Source organism: Pseudomonas sp. WMBT8 (assembly GCF_050916005.1).
GTDB lineage: Bacteria > Pseudomonadota > Gammaproteobacteria > Pseudomonadales > Pseudomonadaceae > Aquipseudomonas.
In genome coordinates this window covers 427739-454052 of sequence record NZ_CP188096.1, presented here as the reverse complement: position 1 = coordinate 454052, position 26314 = coordinate 427739, and the positions used below count along the sequence as shown (strand labels likewise).

Sequence of the window (26314 nt, the reverse complement as noted above, 5' to 3'; positions counted from 1 at the left end):
TCCGTTATGAGTTCACGTTCAACACCAAGGTGCGCGGGCGCTCAAGCCAAGCGCCTTCGCCATCAGGGAAAAGTTCGACCAGCTCCAACTGACCTTCATGGATCTCCACGACGCGCCCATGATCGGCACCCAGGTAATCCCCCACCGCCAGGCGATGAACCCCTGCTGCGCCGCGCAGCAGGGCAAATGTCTGCGCGCCCAGGGACAAGGTGCCGACCATCTGGAACTGGTCCACGGCAAATCCTTCGAGAAACTGCCGGGGGCGGTCGAGATCCGGGGCAGGCCCGGGCTTGCCGGTGGGACGGCTGGCGGGTTGGTCCGGCGGCTGGAAAGGGTCACGCAAGGGAGTCGGGCTGGAGACAAAGCGTAGTCCCGGCAGTGTTGCAGGCGTTTCGTCAGCCAGCGGCACTGCCTGCTGGCGAATCGCTTGCAATTCGTCGTTCAGCGCCTGCAATTGCGGATCACTGTCGCATCCAGCAAGCAAGACCAGGCCCAGGCCCGCAACCTTGAAGCGGCTCATGGAAATGCTCCCTGGTTGCCGTACCGGTAGGTCTTGGCGAGCATCGTCAGGCTCAGCAATGCGCCAGCCTGGGAATCCACAGGACGAATGACAAAGTCATGCAGGGTCACGATCTGCGGCAACCCGGCCACGCCACTGATGAAGGCCAGCAGGTCGTGATAGGTGCCCACCAGCTTGAGCTGCATCGGCCGCTCGACGAACACCGGTTGCACCTGTTCGTCCAGCACACTGAGCTGCTCGACCAGCACCCCGCTGACCTGACCCAACCGGGCGAAGTCTTCCAGTAGGCCGGGCATTTGCGTGAGTGTCGGCATTTGGCGCAACTGTTCGGCAAAGGCAGTGCGCAGGGTTTCAAGCTCACGTACCACGCCCTCATGCTCGGCGGCTTGCCGGGCTTTGGCAGCAAACTGCTGGCGCAGCGTTATTTCTCCCGCCTCCTGGCGCTGCAAGACCTCACGGGCACCGCCCAGATAGACAGCATCCCCCGCCGCCAGCACTAGCAAGGCAAGTACCGCGCCCAGCAGAATCCTGCCAGCCAAGGGCCAGTGGGCGATGTTGCGGTACAGCGTGGACAGTTGCAGGAGTGCCAGCCCTGACGGGCTGGACACAAGGCTCACCGCTGCGTCTCCTGGTGCTCCCCATGGTCCACCATCAACTGGAAGGCACTGCCGGCGGCGCCCTCCTCGGCCCGGACATGACGCAGATTGGGCGCCCGCAGGCTGTTGGAAGCCTCAAGGCTACGCATCAACCGCGCGACATCATCGTTGGACACCGCCGTGCCGGTGACTTGCACCGATGTGCCGCTGACGCTGACCTCGCTCAGTTGGATACCATCGGGCATCGCGCGGGCCAACTGCTCGAACAATTCCTGGCCCGATGCACGATGGCCCTGGAGATCTTCGACCACCTTCATCCGCTCCATCAGTTGCTGGCGCTGTTCGCGCAGCTCGTCGATGGTCTTGATGCGCGAGTCCAACACCGTGACTTGCTTGCTCAAGTGGTTGTTGCGGGCCACTTGTCGATCAATCGCCCGGTCAATGACCCGGTCGGCCAGCCATACGGCGGCCAATGCAATAGTGGTGATCACCAACAGGAAAATCAGGAAGAACTTGCGACGGCGCTCAGCGCGTTCTTCACGCCAGGGTAAAAGGTTGATTCTTGTCATCAATCGAAACTCCTGAGGGCCAAACCGCAGGCGACCCGCAATCCCTGGGCATCGGCAGCCCATTGTGCACTATTGATCCCACTCCCCGGCGCTATCCGGGCAACCACCTGGTCGGTCATCCGCGCCAGGGCAAACGCCTCTACATCCACCACTCGCGCAACCAGGCCGGCCAGGGCCAACACTGCTTCGCGCGCCTCCACCTGCTCCTTGAGGCACGCCACAAGCAGCACATCAACATAACCGGGTTCACGACCCGATGGGCCCTGTACCTGAAAATCAATTGCAACCTCATCTAACGGATAAGGAATGTACTGGTCGGCTTCACAGCGCAGGCGCTGCTCCATCTCGTCGGCCTCAAGCCCTGCCTCCAGCGCCACAACCCGGCTGATCACCGATGGCCCCGCCACGGCAACTGCCGCATGGGTGACCTGGGTCCGGGCCCGGAACAATGCCTTGGAAAGGGTCTGCGCGACAACCTCCAGATCAACGATATTACTGTCGAGCACCGCATGGCCAGGCAGAGGCTGGCTCGCATACGCGCGCACCGCATAGCCATCGCCGGCGCGGGCCAGCTCCAATATCTTCACGTTGCTGTCCTGGATGTCCACGCCCAGTACGGTATCGGCTTTTCGCCTGAAAAATCCCTTTTTCATAAAACTCCCTAAAGCTTTGCCTGTCTCAGGGCTGGTCAGTTCCGGGTTTGATGCATTCGGTCGGCTCGGTTGAGCGGCGCCCATGACGCCCCGAGGCGAAAAATGCTTTAATGCCCAGCGTTTTTTCCCGCTTTTTATCTGCAGGTCGGGTCGATACATCTTTAGTCATGCCTATCCCGACACCTAACTCATTCTTTTCTCTGGAAATCCAAAAGCCTTGATTCGTCTGCTGAAGTTTTTCGGGTACTCCTTCGTCGCTATCGTTTGCGGGCTGCTGCTCGTGTTCAGCGGCGCCTATCTCTACCTTAGTCCGGGATTGCCCTCGGTAGAGGCCCTGAGAAGTATCCAGTTGCAGATTCCTTTGCGGGTCTACAGCAGCGATGAAAAACTGATCGCGGAGTTCGGCGAAATGCGCCGCACCCCGATCCGTTTCGCCGACATTCCACCCAATTTCATCAATGCCCTGCTGTCGGCTGAAGACGATAATTTTGCCAACCACTATGGCGTGGACCCCAGCAGCCTGGTGCGCGCAGCCACGCAGCTGGTAAAAAGCGGACACATTCAATCGGGCGGCAGCACCATCACCATGCAGGTGGCGAAGAATTTCTTCCTCACCAGCGAGCGCAGCTTCTCGCGCAAGGCCACGGAAATCCTCCTGGCGCTGCAGATCGAACGCCAACTGACCAAGGATGAAATCCTTGAGCTGTACGTCAACAAGATCTACCTGGGCAACCGCGCCTATGGGATCGAAGCGGCGTCCCAGGTGTACTACGGCAAGTCGATTCGCGACGCCAGCCTGGCACAAATGGCCATGATTGCCGGCCTGCCCAAGGCCCCGTCGCGCTTCAACCCTCTGGCCAACCCCGCCCGCAGCAAGGAGCGTCGCGACTGGATCCTGGGGCGCATGTACAAGCTGGGCAAGATCGACCAGAACGCCTATGAGACGGCGGTGGCCGAGCCGCTGAACGCCAGCTACCACGTGCCGACGCCAGAAGTCAGCGCACCGTACATCGCCGAGATGGCCCGCGCCGAAATGGTTGGCCGCTATGGCAGCGATGCCTACACCGAAGGTTTCCGCGTTACCACGACCATTCCGAGCAACTTGCAGGAAATCGCCAACCACGCGGTGCATGAAGGCCTGATCACCTATGACCAGCGCCACGGCTACCGTGGACCGGAATCGCGCCTGCCGGGCAAGACCCTGAGCGCCTGGACCGTCGAACTGGGCAAGCAGCGCTCCATCAGCGGCCTGGATCCAGCCATCGTCACCCAGGTAAAAAAGGATGGCGTGCAGGTCCTGACCCGCAGCGGCGAAGAACATGTGGCGTGGGACAGCATGAAGTGGGCGCGCCCCTTCCTGAACACCAACAGCATGGGGCCGATGCCCAAGCAGCCATCTGATGTGGCCCAGGTCGGTGACCTGATCCGCGTGCAGCGCCAGAAGGACGACAGCCTGAAATTCAGCCAGGTCCCGGTCGCCCAGGGCGCACTGGTCTCCCTGGACCCGCAGAACGGTGCAATCCGCGCCCTGGTCGGGGGCTTCGCCTTCGAGCAGAGCAACTACAACCGCGCCACCCAGGCCAAGCGCCAGCCCGGCTCCAGCTTCAAGCCATTTGTCTACAGTGCCGCGCTGGATAACGGCTACACCGCCGCCAGCCTGGTCAACGACGCGCCTATCGTGTTTGTCGACGAGTACCTGGATAAGGTCTGGCGCCCGAAGAACGACACCAACACTTTCCTCGGCCCGATCCGCGTGCGTGAGGCGCTGTACAAGTCGCGCAACCTGGTATCGATCCGCCTGCTGCAAGCGATGGGCGTGGGCAAGACCATCGACTACATGACCCGCTTCGGCTTCAACAAGCAGGACCTGCCGCCCAACCTGTCCCTGGCCCTGGGCACTGCGACCCTCACGCCAATGGAGATCGCCACCGGCTGGAGCGTATTCGCCAACGGCGGCTACAAGGTCACGCCGTACCTGATCGACAAGATCGAAAGCCGCAACGGCGACACGCTGTTTGTCGCCAACCCGCCGAGCGTGCCCAACGGCGTTGCCGCCAGCGATGGCCTGGCCGCGCCCGCCAATGGTGGCATCACCATCGAGCCTGCGCCTGGCACGGCACCTACCGATGCCGCTTCTACCCCGCAGGCACCGGCGGTGGCAGAGCGCGTGGTTGATGGGCGGACCACCTACATTCTTACCAGCATGCTGCAGGACGTGATCAAGCGCGGCACCGGCCGTCGCGCCCTGGCCCTGGGCCGCACGGACCTGGCAGGCAAGACCGGTACCACCAACGAATCCAAGGATGCGTGGTTCTCCGGCTACAACGCCGATTACATCACCACCGTCTGGACAGGTTACGACCAGCCAGAAAGCCTCGGTCGCCGCGAATACGGCGGCACCGTCGCCTTGCCGATCTGGATGAGTTACATGGGCGCCGCCCTCAAGGACAAGCCGGCTCACACCCAGGCCGAGCCGGAAGGCATCCTCAGCCTGCGCATCGACCCGATCAGCGGCCGCGCTGCAGCACCGGGCACGCCGAATGCGTACTTTGAACTGTTCAAGAGCGAAGACACGCCGCCGTCGATGAATGAACTGGGCAATGGCGTGGCACCGGGCAGCCCGCTGCCAGCGGATGAGTCGGCGCCAATCGATCTGTTCTGACAAACACAGATCCAATTGTGGCAGCCCGCTCCCACATTTTGACGGTGTACCCTCCCACCGTTTTGCACAGCCACAAAAAAGCCCCGACTCGCAAGAGCCGGGGCTTTTTGTTGGTGCGCTACAACGGCTTAGCCGTTGAACACATCATCCACGCTTTGCAGCGGGTAGTTCTTCGGATACGGCAGGGTTGCCACACCTGTCTCGATGGCGGCCTTGGCCACGGCATCGGAGATCACGGTGATCAGGCGTTTGTCCATTGGCTTGGGAATGATGTACTCACGGCCAAATTCCAGCTTGGCGCCACCGTAGGCGTCGCATACGTCCTGAGGTACCGGCAGTTTGGCCAGTTCACGCAGGGCGTTGGCGGCAGCTACTTTCATCTCTTCGTTGATGCGCTTGGCGCGAACGTCCAGGGCGCCACGGAAGATGAACGGGAAGCCCAGTACGTTGTTGACCTGGTTCGGGTAGTCCGAACGGCCAGTGGCCATGATCACGTCGTTACGGGTGGCGTGCGCCAGTTCCGGGGCGATTTCCGGATCAGGGTTCGAGCAGGCGAACACGATCGGGTTGGCCGCCATGGACTTCAGGCCTTCGGCGCTCAGCAGGTTCGGGCCGGACAGGCCGACGAACACGTCAGCACCGTCAAGTGCGTCAGCCAGGGTGCGCTTGGAGGACGGGTGGGCAAACATCGCCTTGTACTGGTTCAGGTCGGTACGCTCGGACTGGATCACGCCCTTGCTGTCGACCATGTAGATGTTTTCAAGCCGGGCACCCATGCTCACGATCAGCTTCATGCAGGAGATGGCCGCGGCACCGGCGCCCAGGCAGACGATTTTCGCGTCGGACAGGGTTTTGCCAGCGATTTCCAGGGCGTTGATCATGCCGGCCGCAGTAACGATCGCGGTGCCGTGCTGGTCATCGTGGAATACCGGGATGTCGCACTGTTCGATCAGGGCCTTTTCGATCTCGAAGCACTCAGGTGCCTTGATGTCTTCCAGGTTGATACCACCGAAGGTGATGGAGATGCGCTTGACGGTGTCGATGAAGGCTTGCGGGCTTTCGGAATCGACTTCGATGTCGAATACGTCGATGCCGGCAAAGCGCTTGAACAGCACGCCCTTGCCTTCCATCACTGGCTTGGAAGCCAATGGGCCGAGGTTACCCAGGCCGAGAATCGCGGTGCCATCAGAAATCACTGCAACCAGATTGCCCTTGCCGGTGTATTTGTAGGCCAGTTCAGGATCGCGGGCGATTTCACGCACGGGCTCGGCTACACCGGGGCTGTACGCCAGCGACAGGTCGCGTGCGGTAGCAGTGGCTTTGGTGAGCTCGACACTCAGCTTTCCTGGACGAGGATGGGCATGATATTCGAGAGCGGCAGTTTTCAAATCAGACATATCGGCATTCCGCTTTTTACTGTTGGACGACGGACCGCCGAGGATACTCGTGTCGCAAAGTCCCTACAAGACTGGGCAGTCACCGGTGTCAAGGGCCCTGCCCTACGACTTTCGGCCAAGAGCCACGGGATACAAGGCCTACAACTGTTCACAATCGACTGAAAAAATGTCTACAATTTTTTCTTATTGTGCCAATTGCAGCATGCCGGGATCGGTCAAGGGGAGCAGCCAGCGTGCCTGGCCACTTTTCAGGCCACCACGTCGGGAACGGTCCAGCACCCAGCCACGAGCCTCGACCTCCTGGCCTTGCAGGCGCTTGAGCAGGGCGTTATCAAATTGCCCGACCAGATTGGGTGCAACCCGTAATACCAGTGAGTCCTGCAATTCGATCCAGATCCCGCCGCGATTGCGTTCGACCTTGCTCACGCGCCCGCTGACCACGGCGAAGCCCGACTGCTGGATTTGCCCGGCTTTCTGCACAGGCGACTGGCGCCACAGGCCCAACCTGGCCGCCCGCGCACTGCGCTCGGCGGCTTGCTGGCAGGCGACCAGATCGACATTGGGCGCCACCGCCACCAGGAACCCGAGGCCCTCGGCGAGCAGTTGCGCCTCCAGATTCGCACCGTTGGCCCCATAAAGGTGAGCCAGGGTTCGCCCATAACGGTCCTTGCCCTCGCGACCCGACACCAAGCCGACCCGACCACCACTGGCGTCCACCAGCCCTTGCAGGCGTTGGCGCGCGGCCACGGCGAATGGCTCGTCCGGGCGGCCTTTCTTGCCGGTCTCCGGGGCGTTGACGCCGATCATGCGCACACTGCGCCCGTCCTTGAGACGGACGGTGTCGCCATCCACCACGCGCTGCACCTCGACGGCGCTGACCGAGGCCGGCGCTGGGCAAAACACCTCGGCCTGGGCGGCCGATAGCCAAATCGCGGGCACAAAAAAGGCGCCCACAAGGGACGCCTTCTTCATAAGCAGGTAAAAGCCCATCAGGCTTTCGAACCTTACTCTGCAGCAGCTGGAGCTTTCTTGCCGAAAGCACCGAAACGGTCGGCGAAGCGCTGTACACGGCCGCCAGTATCCAGAGTCTTCTGCTTACCGGTGTAGAACGGGTGGCACTCGTTGCATACGTCAGTACCCAGTGGCTTGCACAGGTTCGAACGAGTTTCGAACTTGTTGCCGCAGCTGCAAGTAACTTGGATGGTTTCGTACGCTGGATGGATATCGGCTTTCATGGTGTCTTCCTCAGGCTAGCGTGCCGCCACTCGACACTATTGTCGAATACCGCACGTAATTAGGCCGCGGATTCTACCAGAGCTTTTTAATCACGCAAGCGCCGCCATGCCCCCTTTCATCAGAAACTGTGGCAGGACACTCCCCTGCGGGTCTGCTAGGCTCGCGCCCTTCTTCACCGTCTGCCATATGAGAACCTCCCGCGTGCCCGACGCCATTTTGCGCCTCGCCCTGCCCTCGCCCCTGCGCCGCCTCTTCGACTATCGGGCGCCTGCGGGTGTCGTAAGGTCGCAGTTGCAGCCGGGGATGCGCGTGCGCGTACCGTTTGGCCGGCGGGAGATGATCGGGATTCTGATCGAAGTGGCGGACCACAGCGAAGTGCCGGCAGAAAAGCTCAAGCCGGCCCTGGCCATCCTGGACGCCACGCCGCCACTGCCGGCGTCGCTGTTCAAGCTGTGCCTGTGGACTTCCCAGTATTACCAGCACAGCCTGGGCGACACCTTGAGCTGGGCGTTGCCAGTGCTGTTGCGCCAGGGCGAGCTGGCCGAGACCCGCCAGGAGCGCTTCTGGTCGATAACGCCCGGCGCGCGCCTGGACGACCCGCGCATCGCCCGCGCCCCGCGCCAGCGCGAGGCCCTGGCCACCCTGGCGCAGCATCCACATGGCGTGGCGCACCAATTGCTGAGCAAACTGATGCTGAGCAAGGACAGCCTCGACCTGCTGCTGGCCAAGGACCTGGTGCAGGTGGAAATCCGCCGCCACGCCCCCGGCGAGCGCCACGAGCACTGGCTGGCCCAACCGGAACTGCCACTGAACCCGGAACAACGCGCCGCGTTTGAGGCCATCAGCGCCGGCGCCGACAGCTTCCACGCGTTCCTGCTGGCCGGCGTCACCGGCAGCGGCAAGACCGAAGTCTATTTGCAACTGATCCGCGAAACCCTGGAGGCCGGCAAGCAGGCCCTGGTGCTGATCCCCGAGATCAACCTCGGCCCCCAGACCCTGGCGCGCTTCGAGCAGCGTTTCAATGCGCGGATCGCCCTGGTGCACTCGGCCGTCAACGACCGCGAGCGCCTGGAATCCTGGCTCGCCGCCCGGGACGGCGAGGCCGACATTATTATCGGCACCCGTTCGGCGCTGTTCACGCCGATGAAAAATCCCGGCCTGATCATCATCGACGAGGAACACGACGGCTCTTATAAACAGCAGGAAGGCCTGCGCTACCACGCCCGCGACCTGGCCCTGGTGCGCGCCCGCCAGGAAAACATCCCGATTGTGCTCGGCTCGGCCACGCCCTCCCTGGAGAGCCTGCACAACGCCTACACCGGGCGCTACGGCCTGCTGCGCCTCAACGAGCGCGCGGGCGGCGCCAAGCAACCGCGCTTCCTGCGCCTGGATGTGAAAAGCCGGCCACTGGACAGCGGCATCTCCGGGCCGATGCAGCAAGCCATCGGCCAGACCCTGGCGGCCGGCCAGCAAGTGCTGGTGTTCCTCAATCGCCGGGGCTTTGCGCCGACCCTGCTGTGCCACGACTGCGGCTGGATGTCCGAGTGCAACCGCTGCGATGCGCGCATGACCGTGCACCAGCGCTCCGGCGAGCTGCGCTGCCATCACTGCGGCCATGTGGAGCGGGTCCCGCGCCACTGCCCGCAATGCGGAAAAGTCGACCTGCGGCCCGTGGGCGCAGGCACCGAGCGCGCCGAGGAACGCCTGGGGATTCTGTTTCCGGACTTCCCGGTACTGCGGGTGGACCGCGACAGTACGTCGCGCAAGGATGCGATGAACCAGCTGTTCGCCACCATCCAGAAAGGCCAGCCGTGCATCCTGGTCGGCACGCAGATGCTTGCTAAAGGCCATCACTTCCCACGGGTGACCCTGGTCTCGATCCTGGATGCCGACGGCGGGCTGTTCTCCGGGGACTTTCGCGCCAGTGAACGCATGGCGCAACTGATCGTGCAGGTCGCAGGCCGCGCCGGGCGCGCCGAAGAGCCTGGCAAAGTGATCATCCAGACCCACCTGGCCGACCACCCCCTGCTGATTCAACTGACAGAACAAGGCTATTTCGCCTTCGCCGAGCAGGCGTTGAGCGAGCGTCGCTCCGCCGGCTTGCCGCCCTTTGCGCACCTTGCGCTGTTGCGCGCCGAGGCCCATAAACCGGGGCAGGCCGAAGGTTTCCTGGACGAGGCATGCAGCGCCGCTGAACGTTTGCTCGGTGAGCTGGGTCTGAGCGGCATCGAGTTGCTGGGCCCTGTGCCAGCACCGATGGAGCGCCGCGCCGGACGTTATCGCGCCCAGCTCCTGTTGCAAGCCACCGCCCGCGCACCGCTGCATCGGCTATTAAGTAGCTGGTTACTTGCGCTGGAGCAAATGCCCAGCGGGCGACAGGTGCGATGGTCGTTGGATGTCGATCCGGTGGATTTGTACTGATATATAAATTGCTATCGCAGGCAGGCCGGCTCCCACATTTGACGGTATTCACACATCAAAATGTGGGAACGGGCTTGCCCGCGATGAGGCCCGCAGGTCCAGTAACGGACCTTGAAGGTTGGCAAGCCCGCCCTCGCACCGGATAATGTCCAGTTTTTCCACCTGCGCATCGCGCACCGCCGCTTGCGGTCGAAAGAGAACACCATGAAAGACACAATTCGCCAGTTGATCCAACAAGCCCTCACCCAACTCGTCAACGAAGGTGTGTTGCCTGAAGGCCTGACGCCGGCGATCCAGGTGGAAAACTCTCGAGACAAGACCCACGGCGACTTCGCCAGCAACATCGCAATGATGCTGGCCAAGCCTGCGGGCATGAAACCGCGCGACCTCGCGGAAAAAATCATTGCCGCACTGCCGGCCGACCCACAGGTCAGCAAGGCCGAAATCGCCGGCCCAGGCTTTATCAATATTTTCCAGAACACCCAGGCCCTGGCTTCACGCCTGGACGCCGCCCTGGCCGACGCCAAGATCGGCGTGCGCAAGGCCGGCCCCCTGCAGCGCGTGGCCATCGACCTGTCGGCCCCCAACCTGGCCAAGGAAATGCACGTCGGCCACCTGCGTTCGACCATCATTGGCGACGGCGTGGCGCGGGTCCTGGAGTTTCTTGGCGACACCGTGATCCGCCAGAACCACGTGGGCGACTGGGGCACCCAGTTCGGCATGCTGATGGCGTACCTGCAAGAGAACCCCATCACCAGCAACGAGCTGTCGGACCTGGAAAACTTCTACCGCGCCGCCAAGAAGCGCTTTGACGAATCCGAAGAGTTCGCCAACCGCGCCCGTGGCCTGGTGGTCAAGCTGCAGGCCGGCGACCCGGAATGCCTGGAGCTGTGGGCACGTTTCCGCGATATTTCCCTGTCCCACTGCCAGAAAATCTACGAACTGCTGAACGTCAAGCTGACCATGGCCGACGTGATGGGCGAAAGTGCCTACAACGACGACCTGATCAATGTGGTCAACGACCTCAAGGCCAAGGGCCTGCTGGTCGAGAGCAACGGCGCCCAATGTGTGTTCCTCGACGAATTCAAGACCGCCGACGGCGAGCCGCTGCCGGTGATCATCGTCAAGGCCGACGGCGGCTATCTGTACGCCACCACCGACCTGGCGGCCGTGCGCTACCGCAGCGGTGTGCTCAAGGCCGACCGTGCGCTGTATTTCGTCGACCAGCGCCAGGCCCTGCACTTCCAGCAAGTGTTCGAAGTGGCGCGCCGCGCCGGTTTCGTCACCCACCCGATGCACATGGAACACATGGGCTTTGGCACCATGAACGGCGCCGATGGCCGCCCGTTCAAGACCCGCGACGGCGGCACCGTGAAGCTGATCGACCTGCTGAACGAAGCCCAGGAGCGTGCCTACAACCTGGTGAAGGAAAAGAACCCGGAACTGGCGGAAGCCGAGCTGCGCAATATCGCGCGGGTAGTGGGTATCGGCGCGGTGAAATACGCCGACCTGTCCAAGCATCGCACCAGCGACTACAGCTTCAACTTCGAGCTGATGCTCAACTTCGAAGGCAACACCGCGCCGTACCTGCTGTATGCCTACACCCGTGTGGCGGGCGTGTTCCGCAAGCTGGGCAAGGATTTCAGCGAAGTCGACGGCCAGATCATCCTGCAAGCGCCGCAAGAGCACGACCTGGCCGCCAAGCTGGCGCAGTTCGGCGAAGTGCTCAACAGCGTGGGCGAGAAAGGTACGCCGCACATTTTGTGCACCTACCTGTATGAAGTCGCCGGGTTGTTCTCCAGCTTCTACGAGAACTGCCCGATCCTGAGCGCCGACGACGAAACGCAAAAGCAAAGCCGCCTGCGCCTCGCCGCACTGGCTGGACGGACCCTCAAGCAAGGCCTGGAACTGTTGGGCCTGGAAACTCTGGAGCGTATGTAAGTTGGCAGCCAAGAAAAAACCTGCACCCAAGCGCGGCGCCAGCCGCTACCAGGCACCGGCCAAACAACCGATCCCGGGCTGGATGTGGCTGGCCATCGGCCTGTCGGTCGGTGCGTTTATCGTGTTCCTGATGAAACTGGAGCCGGGCCAGGGCGAAGACGTCAAGCGGGTCAAGCAGGAGCAGCAGAAGGCCAGCAAGATCGCCGAAGCGAACAAGACACCGCCGAGCCCAACCGCGCCTGTGAAGCCGAAATACGACTTCTATACGCTGCTGCCGGAATCGGAAGTGATCGTGCCGCAAGACGCCGTGCCGGAGAAAACCCTGCCGACGCCGCAAGTGCCGACCACCCCGGTAACCCCGGCGGAAGCAGCCAAGATCGACACCGCACGAGCCCAGGCGGCGTTAGCCGGGATTACCCCGCCGCCGGCACCACCGGTTGCCACTACCAAGGCGGCGCCGGTCACCAAGTTCTTCCTGCAGGCGGGCTCGTTCCCCAAGCAGGCGGATGCGGACCGGGTGCGGGCGCAGATTATCCTGCTCGGGCAGACGGTGACGGTGGAATCCGGGACGGTCAAGGAAGCGACCTGGTATCGCGTGCTGGTGGGGCCGTTCAGCAATCGTGAACAGCTGACCGTGGCCCAGAAGCAGCTGGCGGGTGCGGGCTTTAGCAACCTGTTGTTACAACAACGCCAGAGCCGTTGAGCCACAGGCAACACGGATCAGATGTGGGAGCTGGCTTGCCTGCGATGACGGTGTATCAGTCAATATTTTCAGTGACGGGTGCACCGCGATCGCAGGCAAGCCAGCTCCCACATTGGTTTTATAGTGCTCTTGAGCTTGTGCCGGCCCGCTAGACACCACTCGTCCGCGCACCCTTCCTACGGTTGAAATCTCCCCCGCCACCCCCATATGAGTTCCATCAGGGCATTTTCGCCCCGCAGCGTGGAGACTCTCCCCTTGACCACCATCGTTTCAGTTCGTCGCCACGGCAAAGTCGTCATGGGCGGCGACGGCCAGGTTTCCCTTGGTAATACCGTGATGAAAGGCAACGCCAAAAAAGTGCGCCGCCTGTACCACGGCCAGGTCCTCGCCGGTTTTGCAGGTGCCACCGCTGACGCCTTTACCTTATTCGAACGCTTTGAAGGCCAACTGGAAAAACACCAGGGCCATCTGGTGCGTGCCGCCGTCGAACTGGCCAAGGAGTGGCGCACCGATCGTTCCCTCAGCCGCCTCGAAGCCATGCTCGCCGTCGCCAACAAAGACGCCTCCTTGATCATCACCGGCAACGGTGACGTGGTGGAGCCCGAGAACGGCCTGATCGCCATGGGTTCCGGCGGTGGCTATGCCCAGGCCGCAGCCAGCGCCCTGCTGAAAAAAACCGACCTGTCGGCCCGGGAAATCGTCGAGACCGCCCTCGGTATCGCCGGCGATATCTGCGTGTTCACCAACCACAACCTGACCATTGAGGAGCAGGACCTCGCGGAATAAGCCGTCGGCTTGTTCCTGCTTGAGGACCACACACCACTATGTCCATGACTCCCCGCGAAATCGTCCACGAACTCAATCGCCATATCATCGGCCAGGACGATGCCAAGCGCGCCGTTGCCATCGCCCTGCGTAACCGCTGGCGCCGGATGCAACTGCCCGAAGAATTGCGCGTTGAAGTAACCCCCAAGAACATCCTGATGATCGGCCCGACCGGTGTCGGCAAGACCGAGATCGCCCGGCGCCTGGCCAAGCTGGCCAACGCACCGTTCATCAAGGTCGAAGCGACCAAGTTCACCGAAGTCGGCTATGTGGGCCGCGACGTCGAGTCGATCATCCGTGACCTGGCCGACGCCGCCCTGAAACTTTTGCGCGAACAGGAAATGACCAAGGTCAGCCACCGCGCCGAAGACGCCGCCGAAGAACGCATCCTCGACGCCCTGCTGCCACCGGCACGCACGGGCTTCAATGAAGACGCCGCCCCCGCCTCGGATTCCAACACGCGCCAGCTGTTCCGCAAGCGCCTGCGTGAAGGCCAGTTGGACGACAAGGAAATCGAGATCGAAGTCGCCGAAAGCGCCGGCGTCGACATCTCTGCACCGCCCGGCATGGAAGAAATGACCAGCCAGCTGCAAAACCTGTTCGCCAACATGGGCAAGGGCAAGAAGAAAAACCGCAAGCTCAAGGTCAAGGACGCGCTCAAGCTGGTGCGTGACGAAGAAGCCGGGCGCCTGGTCAACGAGGAAGAGCTCAAGGCCAAGGCCCTGGAAGCGGTCGAGCAGCACGGCATCGTGTTTATCGACGAGATCGACAAGGTGGCCAAGCGCGGCAATTCCGGTGGCGTCGATGTATCCCGCGAAGGCGTGCAGCGCGACCTGCTGCCGCTGATCGAAGGCTGCACGGTCAATACCAAGCTGGGCATGGTCAAGACTGACCACATCCTGTTTATCGCTTCCGGTGCGTTCCACCTGAGCAAGCCCAGCGACCTGGTGCCCGAGCTGCAAGGCCGCCTGCCGATTCGCGTGGAGCTCAAGGCCCTGACGCCGGGCGACTTCGAACGCATCCTCAGCGAACCGCATGCTTCGCTGACCGAGCAATACCGCGAGCTGCTCAAAACCGAAGGCCTGGGGATCGAGTTCCTGCCGGATGGCATCAAGCGCCTGGCGGAAATTGCCTGGCAGGTCAACGAGAAGACCGAGAACATCGGTGCCCGTCGCCTGCACACCCTGCTTGAGCGCCTGCTTGAGGAAGTGTCCTTCAGCGCCGGCGACATGGCGGGCGCGCAGAATGGCGTAGCAATCAGGATCGACGCCGACTACGTCAACAGCCACCTGGGCGAATTGGCGCAGAACGAAGACCTGTCTCGTTATATCCTGTAAGCCTTACGCAGGAACCGCTCTGCTTTAAAGTGGGAGCGGGCTTGCTCGCGAATGCGGTGGGTCAGTTTATGCAACGGTGACTGACCCACCGCATTCGCGAGCAAGCCCGCTCCCACATTTTAAAGCCGGTTCCTTCAGGATCATCTCTGAGCGGTTCCCCAAATGACCAAACTGCCTACCGCCATCAACCTGCACAAAGCCTCCAAGACCCTCTCGCTGACCTACGGCCCCGGCGAGGTCTATCACCTGAGCGCCGAGCTGCTGCGGGTCCACTCCCCTTCCGCCGAGGTCCAGGGCCACGGCAAACCGATCCTGCAATTTGGCAAGCTGAATGTCGGCCTGACCAAGATCGAACCTGCCGGGCAGTACGCACTGAAATTGACCTTCGACGACGGTCATGACAGCGGACTGTTCACTTGGGACTACCTCTACCAACTCGCCGTACGTCAGGACGAGCTGTGGGCCGATTATCTTGCCGAGCTCAAGGCGGCCGGAAAAACCCGCGACCCGAGCCAGTCCGTCGTCAAGCTGATGCTCTAACTCAAGCCTCTTGCTCATTAGTGGGCATTTTCTAATTTCATCTGCTTGAATGCCCCTCCGTGTGGCCAAAGATTGGCCCGCTTGCGAAAAAAATTAAACTCGGGTAACCAATGGAATTGGCAAGTTCCCTGCATTTGACGATGCGGTATTTACGGTCACCCGAGCAGCAGTACCAGGCTTGTGTTGTGCCTCGATAATTGGGAGCACAGCGGTACCCGGTACTCGTCTTTCGGACAATGGAGCGTCGTAGATGAGTAACAAGAATAACGATGACTTGAAACGCCAGGCCTCGGAAAACACCCTGGGGCTCAACCCGATCATCGCATTACGGAAAAAGGATTTACTGGCTTCTGCGCGCATGGTGCTGACCCAGGCCATCAAGCAACCGCTGCACAGCGTCAAGCACGTCGCCCACTTTGGCGTCGAATTGAAGAATGTGGTGTTCGGCAAGTCCGAGCTTGCCCCCGAAAGCGATGACCGTCGCTTCAACGACCCGGCGTGGAGCCAGAACCCGCTCTACAAACGCTACCTGCAAACCTATCTGGCGTGGCGCAAGGAGCTGCACGACTGGATCGGCGACAGCAACCTGTCGGAGCAGGACATCAGCCGCGGCCACTTCGTCATCAACCTGATGACCGAGGCCATGGCGCCGACCAACAGCGCCGCTAACCCGGCCGCCGTCAAACGCTTCTTTGAAACCGGTGGCAAGAGCCTGCTCGATGGCCTCTCGCACCTGGCCAAGGACCTGGTGCACAACGGCGGCATGCCGAGCCAGGTGAACATGGGCGCCTTTGAAGTGGGCAAGAGCCTGGGCACCAGCGAAGGCGCGGTGGTGTTTCGCAATGACGTGCTGGAGCTGATCCAGTACAAGCCGATCACCGAACAGGTGTACGAGCGCCCGCTGCTGGTGGTGCCGCCGCAGATCAACAAGTTTTATGTGTTCGACCTGAGCCCGGACAAGAGCCTGGCGCGTTTCTGCCTGCGCAATAACCAGCAAACCTTTATCGTCAGTTGGCGCAACCCCACCAAGGCCCAGCGCGAATGGGGCCTGTCGACCTATATCGAAGCGCTGAAAGAGGCGGTCGATGTGGTCACGGCGATTACCGGCAGCAAGGACATCAACATGCTCGGCGCCTGTTCGGGTGGCATCACCTGCACCGCGCTGCTGGGCCACTACGCGGCGCTGGGCGAGAAGAAGGTCAACGCCCTGACCTTGCTGGTGAGCGTGCTGGACACCACCCTCGACACCCAGGTGGCCCTGTTCGTCGACGAACAGACCCTGGAAGCGGCCAAGCGCCATTCGTATCAGGCCGGCGTGCTGGAAGGCCGGGACATGGCCAAGGTATTTGCCTGGATGCGCCCCAATGACCTGATCTGGAACTACTGGGTCAACAACTACCTGCTGGGCAATGAGCCGCCGGTGTTCGACATCCTGTTCTGGAACAACGACACCACGCGCCTGCCGGCAGCCTTCCACGGCGACTTGATCGAACTGTTCAAAAACAACCCGCTGGTGCGGGCCAACGCCCTGGAAGTGTGCGGCACCCCGATTGACCTCAAGCAGGTCACAGCCGACATCTACTCGCTGGCGGGCACCAACGACCACATCACGCCGTGGCAGTCCTGCTACAAGTCGGCGCAGTTGTTTGGCGGCAAGGTCGAGTTCGTGCTGTCCAGCAGCGGGCACATCCAAAGCATCCTCAACCCGCCCGGCAACCCCAAGGCGCGCTACCAGACCAGCGAGAGCATGGGCGAGAAGGCATTGGACTGGCAGGAAAATGCCACCAAGCATACCGACTCGTGGTGGCTGCACTGGCAGGGATGGGTGGGTGAGCGTTCAGGCAAGCTCAAGAAGTCCCCTACGATTTTGGGTAACAAGGCCTACGCAGCAGCAGAGGCTGCGCCAGGCACATACGTTCACGAGCGCTAAGGCCACACTTTTGTGTGATTGCAATGAGATCAAATGTGGGAACTCGGTCAGGGTGGGAGCGGGCTTGCTCGCGATGCAGGCAACACGGTGTATCTGTCAGGCCGAGTTGATGCCATCGCGGGCAAGCCCGCTCCCACACACACCTGCTCCCGCATGGGCCGCATTCCAGCAGTAACACTTCACAGGGCTTGAGCATGCCGCAACCGTTCATCTTCCGTACCATCGACCTGGATGGCCAGACCATCCGCACGGCGGTACGACCGGGCAAGTCTCACTTGACGCCATTGCTGATTTTCAACGGCATCGGCGCCAACCTTGAGCTGGTGTTTCCGTTCGTCCAGGCCCTGGACCCGGACCTGGAAGTGATTGCCTTCGACGTACCCGGCGTCGGCGGGTCGTCGACACCCAGCCGCCCCTATCGTTTTCCCGGCCTGGCCAAACTCACCGCGCGCATGCTCGATTACCTGGACTATGGCCAGGTCAATGCCGTGGGGGTTTCCTGGGGCGGCGCCCTCGCGCAGCAGTTTGCCTACGACTACCCGGAACGCTGCAAAAAGCTGATCCTCGCCGCCACCGCCGCCGGCGCCTTTATGGTACCCGGCAAGCCAAAAGTGCTATGGCTGATGGCCAGCCCGCGGCGCTACATCCAACCGTCCCATGTGGTGCGTATCGCACCGATGATTTATGGCGGCTCGTTCCGCCGCGACTCGAAACTGGCCGCCGAACACGCGAGCAAGGTGCGTTCGGCCGGCAAGCTGGGCTACTACTGGCAACTGTTTGCGGGCCTGGGCTGGACCAGCATTCACTGGCTGCACAAGATCAAGCAACCGACCCTGGTACTGGCCGGCGACGACGACCCGCTGATCCCGCTGGTCAACATGCGCATGCTGGCCTGGCGCATTCCCAATGCCCAACTGCACATCATCGACGATGGCCATCTGTTCCTGATCACCCGGGCCGAAGCCGTGGCACCGATCATCATGAAGTTTCTCCAGGAGGAACGCCTGCGTGCGGTGATCCATCCGCAGCCGGCGCCCTATAGCAACACCTGAGCGGTATCGGGTCAGGACGACCCCTACGCGCAACTTGGCCAGAACCGACTATGGTTCTGAATTGGCGTGCTTGTTGGCGAATTGACGAAGGAGTGTTGACCCATGCGTGACCGACCCGTAAACGTCCCGGCGCCTACACCCGCCGCGTTCATCAATGCACAAAGTGCGATCACCGGGCTGCGCGGCCGGGATCTGCTGTCGACCCTGCGCAGTGTCGCCGCCCATGGCTTGCGCAACCCGCTGCACAGCGCGCGGCATGCGTTGGCATTGGGTGGGCAATTGGGCCGGGTACTACTGGGTGAAACCGTGCACGAACCCAACCCCCACGACAGCCGCTTCGCCGACCCCACCTGGACCCTCAACCCCCTGTACCGGCGCAGCCTGCAAGCTTATTTGAGCTGGCAGAAACAGACCCGGCATTGGATCGACGACAGCAGCCTGAGCGAAGACGACCGCGCGCGGGCGCATTTTGCCTTCTCGTTGCTCAACGATGCGGTGTCGCCGTCCAACACCCTGCTCAACCCGCTGGCGATCAAGGAGTTGCTCAACTCCGGCGGCAACAGCGTGGTGCGTGGCATGAGCAACCTGTTCGATGACTTGCTGCACAACAACGGCCTGCCGCGCCAGGTCACCAAGCAGGCCTTCGAGGTCGGCAAGACGGTGGCCACCACGCCTGGCTCGGTGGTGTTTCGCAATGAACTGCTGGAGCTGATCCAGTACAAGCCCATGAGCGAAAAACAGTACGCCAAGCCGCTGCTGGTGGTGCCGCCGCAAATCAACAAGTACTACATTTTCGATTTGAGCCCCGCCAACAGCTTCGTGCAGTACGCCCTGAAAAACGGCCTGCAGGTGTTTATGGTCAGTTGGCGCAACCCGGACGTGCGCCATCGCGAGTGGGGCCTGTCGACCTACGTGGCGGCCCTGGAAGAAGCCCTGAACATCTGCCGGGCGATCAGCGGCGCCCGTGAAGTGAACCTGATGGGCGCCTGCGCCGGGGGCCTGACCATCGCCGCGCTGCAAGGCCATCTGCAAGCCAAGCGCCAACAACGGCGGGTCGCCAGTGCCACCTACCTGGTAAGCCTGCTGGACAGCCAGATAGACAGCCCCGCCATGCTGTTTGCCGACGAACAGACCCTGGAAGCGGCCAAGCGCCGCTCCTATCAACAGGGCGTGCTGGATGGCCGCGACATGGCCAAGGTCTTCGCCTGGATGCGCCCCAACGATCTGATTTGGAATTACTGGATCAACAACTACCTGCTCGGCAAGGAGCCACCGGCGTTCGACATCCTGTACTGGAACAACGACAACACCCGCCTGCCGGCAGCCTTGCACGGCGATCTGCTGGATTTTTTCAAGCACAACCCACTGAGCCACCCCGGTGGCCTGGAAGTCTGCGGCACGCCCATCGACTTGCAGAAAGTCACGGTGGACAGCTTTAGCGTGGCAGGGATCAACGATCACATCACGCCCTGGGACGCGGTCTACCGCTCGACCTTGCTGCTGGGCGGCGACAAGCGCTTCGTGCTCTCCAACAGCGGGCATATCCAGAGCATCCTCAACCCGCCGGGCAATCCCAAGGCGAATTTTGTCGAGAACCTCAAGCTGAGCAGCGACCCCCGCGCCTGGTACTACGACGCCAGCCACATCGAGGGCAGTTGGTGGCCGCAGTGGCTTGAGTGGATCCAGCAACGCTCCGGGGTGCAGCGCGAAACCCTGACGGCCCTGGGCAACCAAAACTACCCACCGATGGAAGCGGCGCCGGGCACCTATGTGCGAGTGCGCTGAGCTCAACGATCAGATTAAGAAGACTGGATGAAAACCCGCGACCGGATCCTGGAATGTGCCCTGCAGTTGTTCAACCACAAGGGCGAGCCAAATGTTTCAACCATGGAGGTGGCCAATGAAATGGGGATCAGCCCCGGTAACCTCTATTACCACTTCCATGGCAAGGAGCCCCTGGTACTGGGGCTGTTCGAGCGTTTTCAGGGGGAGTTGGCGCCGCTGCTCGACCCGCCGGCCGATGTGCAGCTGGCACCGGAGGATTACTGGCTGTTCCTGCACTTGATCGTCGAGCGCATGGCGCACTATCGGTTCCTGTTCCAGGACCTGTCGAACCTGGCCGGGCGCTTGCCGAAGCTAGCCAAGGGCATTCGCAACCTGTTGACCGCGCTCAAGCGCACCCTGGCTTCGCTGCTGGCGCGGCTCAAGGCCGAAGGGCAGTTGGTCAGCGATACCCAGGCACTGGGGCAGTTGGTGGAGCAGATCACCATGACCCTGCTGTTTTCCCTGGATTACCAACGCATCCTCGATCGTGAGGCCGAAGTGCGGGTGGCGGTGTATCAAGTGATGATGCTGGTGGCGCCGCATCTGTTGATGCCGGCGCGGTTGGCTACCGAGCGTTTTGCACTCAAATACCTGGATGACACCGATTAACAATGTGGGGTGTGCTGTTGCAAGCGCCAAGTAAAAACGCCCGACCTTTGCAGGCCGGGCGCTTTTATTTGTCCCGTGTAAATCAGGACTGACTGGATGGCGTCGGGGTGGCCGGCGTTACAGTCGGGGCCGCTGCGGCGGGCGTCGGCGCGGTGGCCGAGTTGGTCGCAGGTGCCGGGGTTGCAGGCTTGGCCGCTACAGCAGGCTTGGGCGTTGCAGGTTTCTTGGCTACGGCCGGCTTTTTCGCTGCTGGCTTTGCCGCAGGTTTTGCCGCTGCTGGCTTGGCTGCAGGCTTCGCGGCGGCCGGTTTGGCAGCGGGTTTTGCTGCCACTGGCTTGGCAGCCGGCTTGGCCGCAGCCGTTTTTACCACAGGCTTGGCAGCAGGTTTCGCTGCCGGCTTGGCCGCAGGTTTTGCAGCAGCTTTAGCCGCTACTGGCTTCTTGGCAGCAGGCTTGGTGGCAGGTTTGGCTGCTGCCGTTTTCGCCGCTGGCTTGGCAGCAGGTTTAGCGGCTGGCTTGGCCGCGGCCTTGACCAGTGGCTTGGCCGCGGTTTTCGCCGCAGGTTTGGCCGCAGCCGTTTTCGCGGCCGGCTTGGCAGCAGGCTTGGCCGCTGCTTTGACGGGAGCGACTTTAGCGCCGGTCAGCTTTTCGATTTGCTTGGTCAGGGTATCGACCTTGCTGTGCAGCGCCTTCACTTCATTGCGGCTCGGCACGCCCAGGCGCGAAATAGCACTGTTCAGGCGCTTGTCGAGTGCACCTTCAAGTTCGCCCCAAGTACCCAGTACCTGCTTTTTCGCATCACTGATACGGGACTTGGCCGAACTCGCGCTCGCCTTGGCCGCATCTACTTGTTTACCGACTGTGCTCTTGGTCAACTTCTCGGCCTTCTCGCCGTCTTTAACCAAAGTCTCGAAGAGTTTGCTGCCGTCACTGTCGATCTTCGAGTACACGCCTAAACCAGCCAGCCAGATCTTGCGGGAGTATTCTTCAACTTTCCCGACCCAAGAGCTGCCTTCTTTCTGAGTAGTCTTTTTAACAGCCATCCGATGTCTCCTTAGTGTTTACGCGCGACACGTTCGAGCAATGCCGTTAGCTCATCGAGCTTAGCAGAGAGTGTCTCCACGTCATGTTTAGACGCAATGCCGATTCGATTCAAGGCACTTGCAACACGCGCGTCAAAAGCCTTCTCGACTTTATCCAGTCGCACTTCCACGCGACCTTTGACGCTGGAGACATTGCTCTTAACGTAATCAATCTGACTGTTGGCGGCATCAAGTTGTTCATTCACAACTTTTTTGCCTTTGCTTTCAACATGTTGACCAGTCTTAACGAGTTCCTTGAAGTACTCGCTGCCTTCGCTGCCGACCTTCGCGTAAGCCCCCAAACCCGCCAGCCAGATCTTGCGAGCATAGGTTTTAACGTCGCTCAGAGCGCTGATTTGGGTATCGATTTTTTTCTTCAAAATAACTTTGGCCATGGTGCACCTCACGCATAAAAGGGTGGAGGAACTGCCCACAGGAGTTGAGGGCTGAGTACAAAGTAGGGAGAAAAATTAGAATCGGCACCCTAAGAACAGCACAATGAGCCTCCAGCCAATGCGGCGCGCAGTCGCAGATCAGGCCAGGGCTTTATCCAGGGCCTTCTCGATTTCGGACTTGATGGTGCCACTCATGGCCGACATCAACAGGCCCAGTTCCACTTCAATCCTTAACGAATCCTCGGCCACTTTCAGCGTGCCTTTGACGCCGGAACGCTTGAGGTTCAACGTGTCGCCAGACCAAGATGGCTCCAGGCCATATTGTTCCTTGAGTTTATGCGCCAACTTCTCGGCTTTCGCCCTGGCAGCTTCCTTACCCAGTGCGTGGGCACGTTCAATCTGTATGCGGGCCATTTGAATGACTCCTCGTTATAAAGACGTATTGAGCACCCTGCTCACCCGCCATGCGGCAAAAGGTCTCGGCGGCCACCTATCTTACCTTCAGCCTTGCCAAGACAAAGCATGCCTTGGGGATTAGAATGCCCCCATTCTCTTTTGGTGACAGCGATATGACTGATCAGCGCAAAGGCAGCGATGCCGAACCCACCACTCACTTCGGCTTCAAGAACGTCCCGGAAAGCCAGAAAGCGGAAAAAGTCGCTGAAGTGTTCCACTCCGTGGCCGCCAAGTACGACCTGATGAACGACGTGCTGTCGGGCGGCATGCACCGCCTGTGGAAACGTTTCACCATCGAGTTGTCCGGCGTGCGCACCGGCAACCGCGTGCTGGACATCGCCGGTGGCACCGGCGACCTGGCCGCCAAGTTCTCCAAGCTCGTTGGCCCCACCGGCCAGGTGGTATTGGCCGACATCAACGGCTCGATGCTCAAGGTGGGCCGCGATCGCCTACTGGACAAGGGCGTGGCCGGCAATATCGAGTTCGTCCAGGCCGACGCTGAAAAGCTGCCGTTCCCCGACAACCATTTCGACTGCGTGACCATCGCCTTCGGCCTGCGCAACGTGACCCACAAGGAAGACGCCCTGCGCTCGATGCTGCGGGTGCTCAAGCCCGGTGGTCGCCTGCTGGTGCTGGAGTTCTCCAAGCCGACCAACGCGCTGATGTCCAAGGTCTACGACACCTACTCGTTCGCCTTCATGCCGTTGATGGGCAAGCTGATCACCAATGATGCCGAGAGCTATCGCTACCTGGCCGAGTCGATCCGCATGCACCCCAACCAGGAAACCCTGAAGTCGATGATGGTCGAGGCCGGCTTCGACCGCGTGACCTATCACAACATGACCTCCGGTATCGTCGCCCTGCATCGCGGCATCAAGCCCTGATGTTGTTCACGGGCCTTCTCGCCAGTGTCGAACACGGCCTCAACCGTGTCCTGCGCCTGGACAGCACCGCCCTGGCACGGCTGGCGCACCTGAACGGCAAGATCATTGCCGTCGATTGCAGCAGCCCGGCCTTGCAGCTGTTTATCCTGCCCAGCGATGAAGGCCTGATGCTCGCCGCGCACTGGGCCGCCGATGCCGACTGCACCCTGCGTGCACCGGCGGCGAGCCTGCTGCGCCTGGCCTTGAGCCGTGACAAGACCGCGATCCTGCACGGCCCCGAGGTGACCCTTGAAGGCGACAGCGCGGTGCTGATGGACCTGGCCGCCGTGCTGCAAGACCTGGAGCTGGACTGGGAATACGAGCTGTCGCGCTGGCTCGGCCCGGTGGCCACCCAGTTGATCAGCGGGCACCTGCGCAGCCGTTCGCGCTGGTACCAGCAGGGTTTCGCCAGCCTCAATCAGAACCTCGCCGAATACCTGAGCGAAGAATCGCGCACCCTCGTCGGACAACGGGAAGCCGAAGCGCGCTTTCGTGAACTCGACCAGGCCAAACTCGACCTGGAACGGCTTGAGGCGCGCTTCGAGCGCCTGAGCCGCTCCCTTGATCCAAGCGATAACGCATGAAGCTGCTCGCCGTCCGCCGTCTGTTCCGAATCCAACGCGTCGTCATTCGCTACCGCCTCGATGACCTGCTGTTCGCCCTGCCGCTGCCGTGGTTGTTGCTGGCCGTGCGCTACGTGCTGCCGTGGCGCTGGTTCCCGCGCAAGACCCTGGACCTGAGCCGTGGCGCACGCCTGCGCCTGGCCTTGCAGGACCTGGGGCCGATCTTCATCAAGTTCGGGCAGATCCTGTCGACCCGTCGCGACCTGCTACCCGAGGATATCGCCGACGAGCTGATGCTGTTGCAGGACCGCGTGCCGCCGTTCGACTCACAGCAGTCGATGAAGCTGATCGAAGAACAGCTGGGCAAGAAAATCAGCGAAGTGTTCAGCCGTTTCGACGTCGAGCCCCTGGCCTCGGCCTCGGTTGCCCAGGTGCACGCCGCGCAGCTTAAAACCGGCGAAGAGGTGGTGGTCAAGGTGATCCGCCCTGGCCTCAAGCCGATCATCGGCCAGGACCTGGCGTGGCTGTTCATTCTGGCCCGCGCCGCCGAGCGCTTCTCTGCCGATGCGCGCCTGCTGCACCCGGTGGATGTGGTCGCCGACTACGAAAAAACCATCTACGACGAACTCGACCTGTTGCGTGAAGCAGCCAACGCCAGCCAGCTCAAGCGCAACTTCGAAGGCTCGCCACTGCTGTACGTGCCGCAGGTCTATTGGGACTGGTGCCGGCCAAAGGTGCTGGTGATGGAGCGCATCTACGGCGTGCAGGTCACGGACCTGGCGACCCTGGCCGACCAGCGCACCGACATGAAGATGCTCGCCGAGCGTGGTGTGGAGATTTTCTTCACCCAGGTGTTTCGCGACAGCTTCTTCCACGCCGACATGCACCCCGGCAATATCTTCGTCAGCACGGTAAATCCATGGAGCCCGCAGTACATCGCGATCGACTGCGGCATCGTCGGCAGCCTCACCCCCGAGGACCAGGACTACCTGGCGCGCAACCTGTTTGCCTTCTTCAAGCGTGACTACCGGCGCGTGGCGCAATTGCACATCGATTCGGGCTGGGTGCCGGCCGAAACCAAGCTCAATGAGTTCGAGGCAGCAATCCGCACCGTGTGCGAGCCGATCTTCGAAAAACCGTTAAAAGATATTTCATTCGGCCAGGTACTGATGCGCCTGTTCCAGACCGCGCGACGCTTCAATATGGAAGTGCAGCCGCAACTGGTGCTGCTGCAAAAGACCCTGCTCAATATCGAAGGCCTGGGCCGCCAGCTGTACCCGGACCTGGACCTGTGGAACACCGCGCAACCGTTCCTCGAACGCTGGATGCGCGAGCGCGTCAGCCCGAAAACCCTGCTGGGCAACCTGCAAAGCCAGGTCGAGCAGCTACCGCACTTGGCCAACATGACCCGCGACCTGCTCGAGCGCATGTCCCAGCCCCACGCCAAGGACCCGGCGCCGCCGTGGCACCAGCGCAAGGACGACTGGTTCCTGCGCCTGCTGGGCGCGGCGCACCTGGGCGGTGGCGCGGTGCTCGCAGCCGGTGGGCCGTTGAACGAGCTGGGCCATTGGCCGGCCGGGATCATGGTCGCCGTGGGTCTTTATCTGGTCGTGCGTCGATAGGCCGACCGGTTATACACTGTTGCACATTGCCGGGGCGGGTCGCGCACGGCTGTCGGAGTCGAAGATGAAAGACTGGCTGGACGAGATCAAATGGGACAGTGACGGCCTGGTGCCGGCCATTGCCCAGGACCACAAGACCGGGCGCATCCTGATGATGGCCTGGATGAACCGCGAGGCCCTGAGCCTGACTGCCGCCGAGCAGCGTGCCATCTACTGGTCACGTTCCCGTGGCAAACTGTGGCGCAAGGGCGAAGAGTCCGGGCATGTACAAAAGCTGCACGAAATGCGCCTGGACTGCGACGCCGACGTGATCGTGCTGATGGTCGAGCAAGTCGGCGACATCGCCTGTCATACCGGCCGCCACAGCTGCTTCTACCGAGTGTTCGAGAACGGCGCGTGGAAAACCGTCGAGCCGGTGCTCAAAGACCCGCACGCCATTTACTCGGCAGGACATTGAAC

At 61.6% G+C, this 26314-nt stretch carries 25 protein-coding genes; 15 read left to right on the top strand and 10 right to left on the bottom strand.

Features of this window, described 5'->3' with window-relative positions:
- Positions 1-4: 4 nt before the first annotated feature.
- The 4 genes from ACO77H_RS01930 to pilM are packed head-to-tail and all read right to left on the bottom strand — an operon-like array spanning position 5 to position 2338.
- Positions 5-520: a pilus assembly protein PilP gene (locus tag ACO77H_RS01930; RefSeq protein WP_432754931.1), complete on the bottom strand. Its 516-nt coding sequence runs from the start codon at positions 518-520 to the stop codon at positions 5-7.
- On the bottom strand, positions 517-1137 hold the full coding sequence (locus ACO77H_RS01925; RefSeq protein ID WP_432754930.1) for a type 4a pilus biogenesis protein PilO: 621 nt from the start codon (positions 1135-1137) through the stop codon (positions 517-519). The genes ACO77H_RS01930 and ACO77H_RS01925 overlap by 4 nt, the downstream gene beginning before the upstream one ends.
- Positions 1134-1685 (bottom strand): PilN domain-containing protein, encoded by a 552-nt coding sequence (locus ACO77H_RS01920; RefSeq protein ID WP_169952387.1) that lies wholly within the window; start codon positions 1683-1685, stop codon positions 1134-1136. Before ACO77H_RS01920 ends, ACO77H_RS01925 begins: the two co-directional genes overlap by 4 nt.
- Positions 1685-2338 carry a type IV pilus biogenesis protein PilM gene (gene pilM, locus ACO77H_RS01915; protein ID WP_170042387.1) on the bottom strand — a complete coding sequence of 218 codons (654 nt, stop codon included), beginning with the start codon at positions 2336-2338 and terminating at the stop codon, positions 1685-1687. The genes ACO77H_RS01920 and pilM overlap by 1 nt, the downstream gene beginning before the upstream one ends.
- A gap of 220 nt (positions 2339-2558) precedes the next feature.
- On the opposite strand from pilM, the gene ACO77H_RS01910 reads away from it, so the two are divergent.
- Complete coding sequence (locus tag ACO77H_RS01910) at positions 2559-5000, top strand: penicillin-binding protein 1A (RefSeq protein ID WP_432755727.1); 2442 nt, start codon at positions 2559-2561, stop codon at positions 4998-5000.
- A gap of 128 nt (positions 5001-5128) precedes the next feature.
- On the opposite strand, the gene ACO77H_RS01905 is transcribed toward ACO77H_RS01910, so the two are convergent.
- The 3 genes from ACO77H_RS01905 to rpmE form a co-directional block, all read right to left on the bottom strand.
- Positions 5129-6397 (bottom strand): malic enzyme-like NAD(P)-binding protein, encoded by a 1269-nt coding sequence (locus tag ACO77H_RS01905; protein WP_057958076.1) that lies wholly within the window; start codon positions 6395-6397, stop codon positions 5129-5131.
- Positions 6398-6580: 183 nt separating this feature from the next.
- Positions 6581-7387 (bottom strand): thermonuclease family protein, encoded by an 807-nt coding sequence (locus tag ACO77H_RS01900; protein WP_169952395.1) that lies wholly within the window; start codon positions 7385-7387, stop codon positions 6581-6583.
- A 14-nt stretch (positions 7388-7401) separates the two neighbouring features.
- The gene (gene rpmE / locus ACO77H_RS01895) at positions 7402-7632 is read right to left on the bottom strand and encodes a 50S ribosomal protein L31 (protein WP_029296053.1); all 231 of its coding nucleotides are present in this window, start codon (positions 7630-7632) and stop codon (positions 7402-7404) included.
- A gap of 202 nt (positions 7633-7834) precedes the next feature.
- Here rpmE and ACO77H_RS01890 point away from each other — a divergent pair, with 202 nt between their 5' ends.
- The 10 genes from ACO77H_RS01890 (at position 7835) to ACO77H_RS01845 (ending at position 20815) form a co-directional block, all read left to right on the top strand.
- The gene (locus ACO77H_RS01890; protein ID WP_169952397.1) at positions 7835-10054 is read left to right on the top strand and encodes a primosomal protein N'; all 2220 of its coding nucleotides are present in this window, start codon (positions 7835-7837) and stop codon (positions 10052-10054) included.
- A 204-nt stretch (positions 10055-10258) separates the two neighbouring features.
- Complete coding sequence (argS, locus tag ACO77H_RS01885) at positions 10259-11995, top strand: arginine--tRNA ligase (protein ID WP_169952399.1); 1737 nt, start codon at positions 10259-10261, stop codon at positions 11993-11995.
- Between the two features lies 1 nt (position 11996).
- Positions 11997-12698 carry an SPOR domain-containing protein gene (locus ACO77H_RS01880; protein WP_029296044.1) on the top strand — a complete coding sequence of 234 codons (702 nt, stop codon included), beginning with the start codon at positions 11997-11999 and terminating at the stop codon, positions 12696-12698.
- A 255-nt stretch (positions 12699-12953) separates the two neighbouring features.
- Positions 12954-13484 (top strand): ATP-dependent protease subunit HslV, encoded by a 531-nt coding sequence (gene hslV / locus ACO77H_RS01875; protein WP_017738857.1) that lies wholly within the window; start codon positions 12954-12956, stop codon positions 13482-13484.
- A gap of 38 nt (positions 13485-13522) precedes the next feature.
- Complete coding sequence (hslU, locus tag ACO77H_RS01870) at positions 13523-14860, top strand: ATP-dependent protease ATPase subunit HslU (protein WP_169952401.1); 1338 nt, start codon at positions 13523-13525, stop codon at positions 14858-14860.
- A gap of 162 nt (positions 14861-15022) precedes the next feature.
- Positions 15023-15400, top strand: coding sequence for a gamma-butyrobetaine hydroxylase-like domain-containing protein (locus tag ACO77H_RS01865; protein ID WP_432754929.1), 378 nt, complete (start codon positions 15023-15025; stop codon positions 15398-15400).
- Positions 15401-15650: 250 nt separating this feature from the next.
- Complete coding sequence (gene phaC, locus ACO77H_RS01860; RefSeq protein ID WP_170058125.1) at positions 15651-17330, top strand: class II poly(R)-hydroxyalkanoic acid synthase; 1680 nt, start codon at positions 15651-15653, stop codon at positions 17328-17330.
- Positions 17331-17524: 194 nt separating this feature from the next.
- Positions 17525-18382 (top strand): poly(3-hydroxyalkanoate) depolymerase, encoded by an 858-nt coding sequence (phaZ, locus tag ACO77H_RS01855; protein WP_029296035.1) that lies wholly within the window; start codon positions 17525-17527, stop codon positions 18380-18382.
- A 102-nt stretch (positions 18383-18484) separates the two neighbouring features.
- Positions 18485-20167, top strand: coding sequence for a class II poly(R)-hydroxyalkanoic acid synthase (phaC, locus tag ACO77H_RS01850; RefSeq protein ID WP_169952408.1), 1683 nt, complete (start codon positions 18485-18487; stop codon positions 20165-20167).
- 27 nt (positions 20168-20194) lie between these two features.
- Positions 20195-20815, top strand: a complete 621-nt coding sequence (locus tag ACO77H_RS01845; protein WP_432754928.1) for a TetR/AcrR family transcriptional regulator — start codon at positions 20195-20197, stop codon at positions 20813-20815.
- 82 nt (positions 20816-20897) lie between these two features.
- On the opposite strand, the gene ACO77H_RS01840 is transcribed toward ACO77H_RS01845, so the two are convergent.
- The 3 genes from ACO77H_RS01840 to ACO77H_RS01830 all read right to left on the bottom strand — a co-directional run bounded on the left by ACO77H_RS01840 (position 20898) and on the right by ACO77H_RS01830 (position 22705).
- Positions 20898-21857, bottom strand: coding sequence for a phasin family protein (locus ACO77H_RS01840; protein ID WP_432754927.1), 960 nt, complete (start codon positions 21855-21857; stop codon positions 20898-20900).
- Between the two features lie 11 nt (positions 21858-21868).
- Complete coding sequence (locus ACO77H_RS01835; RefSeq protein ID WP_432754926.1) at positions 21869-22291, bottom strand: phasin family protein; 423 nt, start codon at positions 22289-22291, stop codon at positions 21869-21871.
- A 138-nt stretch (positions 22292-22429) separates the two neighbouring features.
- A complete protein-coding gene (locus ACO77H_RS01830) occupies positions 22430-22705 on the bottom strand; it encodes a polyhydroxyalkanoic acid system family protein (RefSeq protein ID WP_032862236.1) in 276 nt (91 codons plus the stop codon).
- A 155-nt stretch (positions 22706-22860) separates the two neighbouring features.
- Here ACO77H_RS01830 and ubiE point away from each other — a divergent pair, with 155 nt between their 5' ends.
- The 4 genes from ubiE (at position 22861) to hisI (ending at position 26312) form a co-directional block, all read left to right on the top strand.
- The gene (gene ubiE, locus ACO77H_RS01825; protein WP_003209306.1) at positions 22861-23631 is read left to right on the top strand and encodes a bifunctional demethylmenaquinone methyltransferase/2-methoxy-6-polyprenyl-1,4-benzoquinol methylase UbiE; all 771 of its coding nucleotides are present in this window, start codon (positions 22861-22863) and stop codon (positions 23629-23631) included.
- Positions 23631-24254: a ubiquinone biosynthesis accessory factor UbiJ gene (locus ACO77H_RS01820; protein ID WP_170058127.1), complete on the top strand. Its 624-nt coding sequence runs from the start codon at positions 23631-23633 to the stop codon at positions 24252-24254. The genes ubiE and ACO77H_RS01820 overlap by 1 nt, the downstream gene beginning before the upstream one ends.
- The gene (gene ubiB, locus ACO77H_RS01815; protein ID WP_169952416.1) at positions 24251-25855 is read left to right on the top strand and encodes a ubiquinone biosynthesis regulatory protein kinase UbiB; all 1605 of its coding nucleotides are present in this window, start codon (positions 24251-24253) and stop codon (positions 25853-25855) included. Before ACO77H_RS01820 ends, ubiB begins: the two co-directional genes overlap by 4 nt.
- A gap of 64 nt (positions 25856-25919) precedes the next feature.
- Positions 25920-26312 carry a phosphoribosyl-AMP cyclohydrolase gene (gene hisI / locus ACO77H_RS01810; RefSeq protein WP_169952418.1) on the top strand — a complete coding sequence of 131 codons (393 nt, stop codon included), beginning with the start codon at positions 25920-25922 and terminating at the stop codon, positions 26310-26312.
- Positions 26313-26314: the final 2 nt, after the last annotated feature.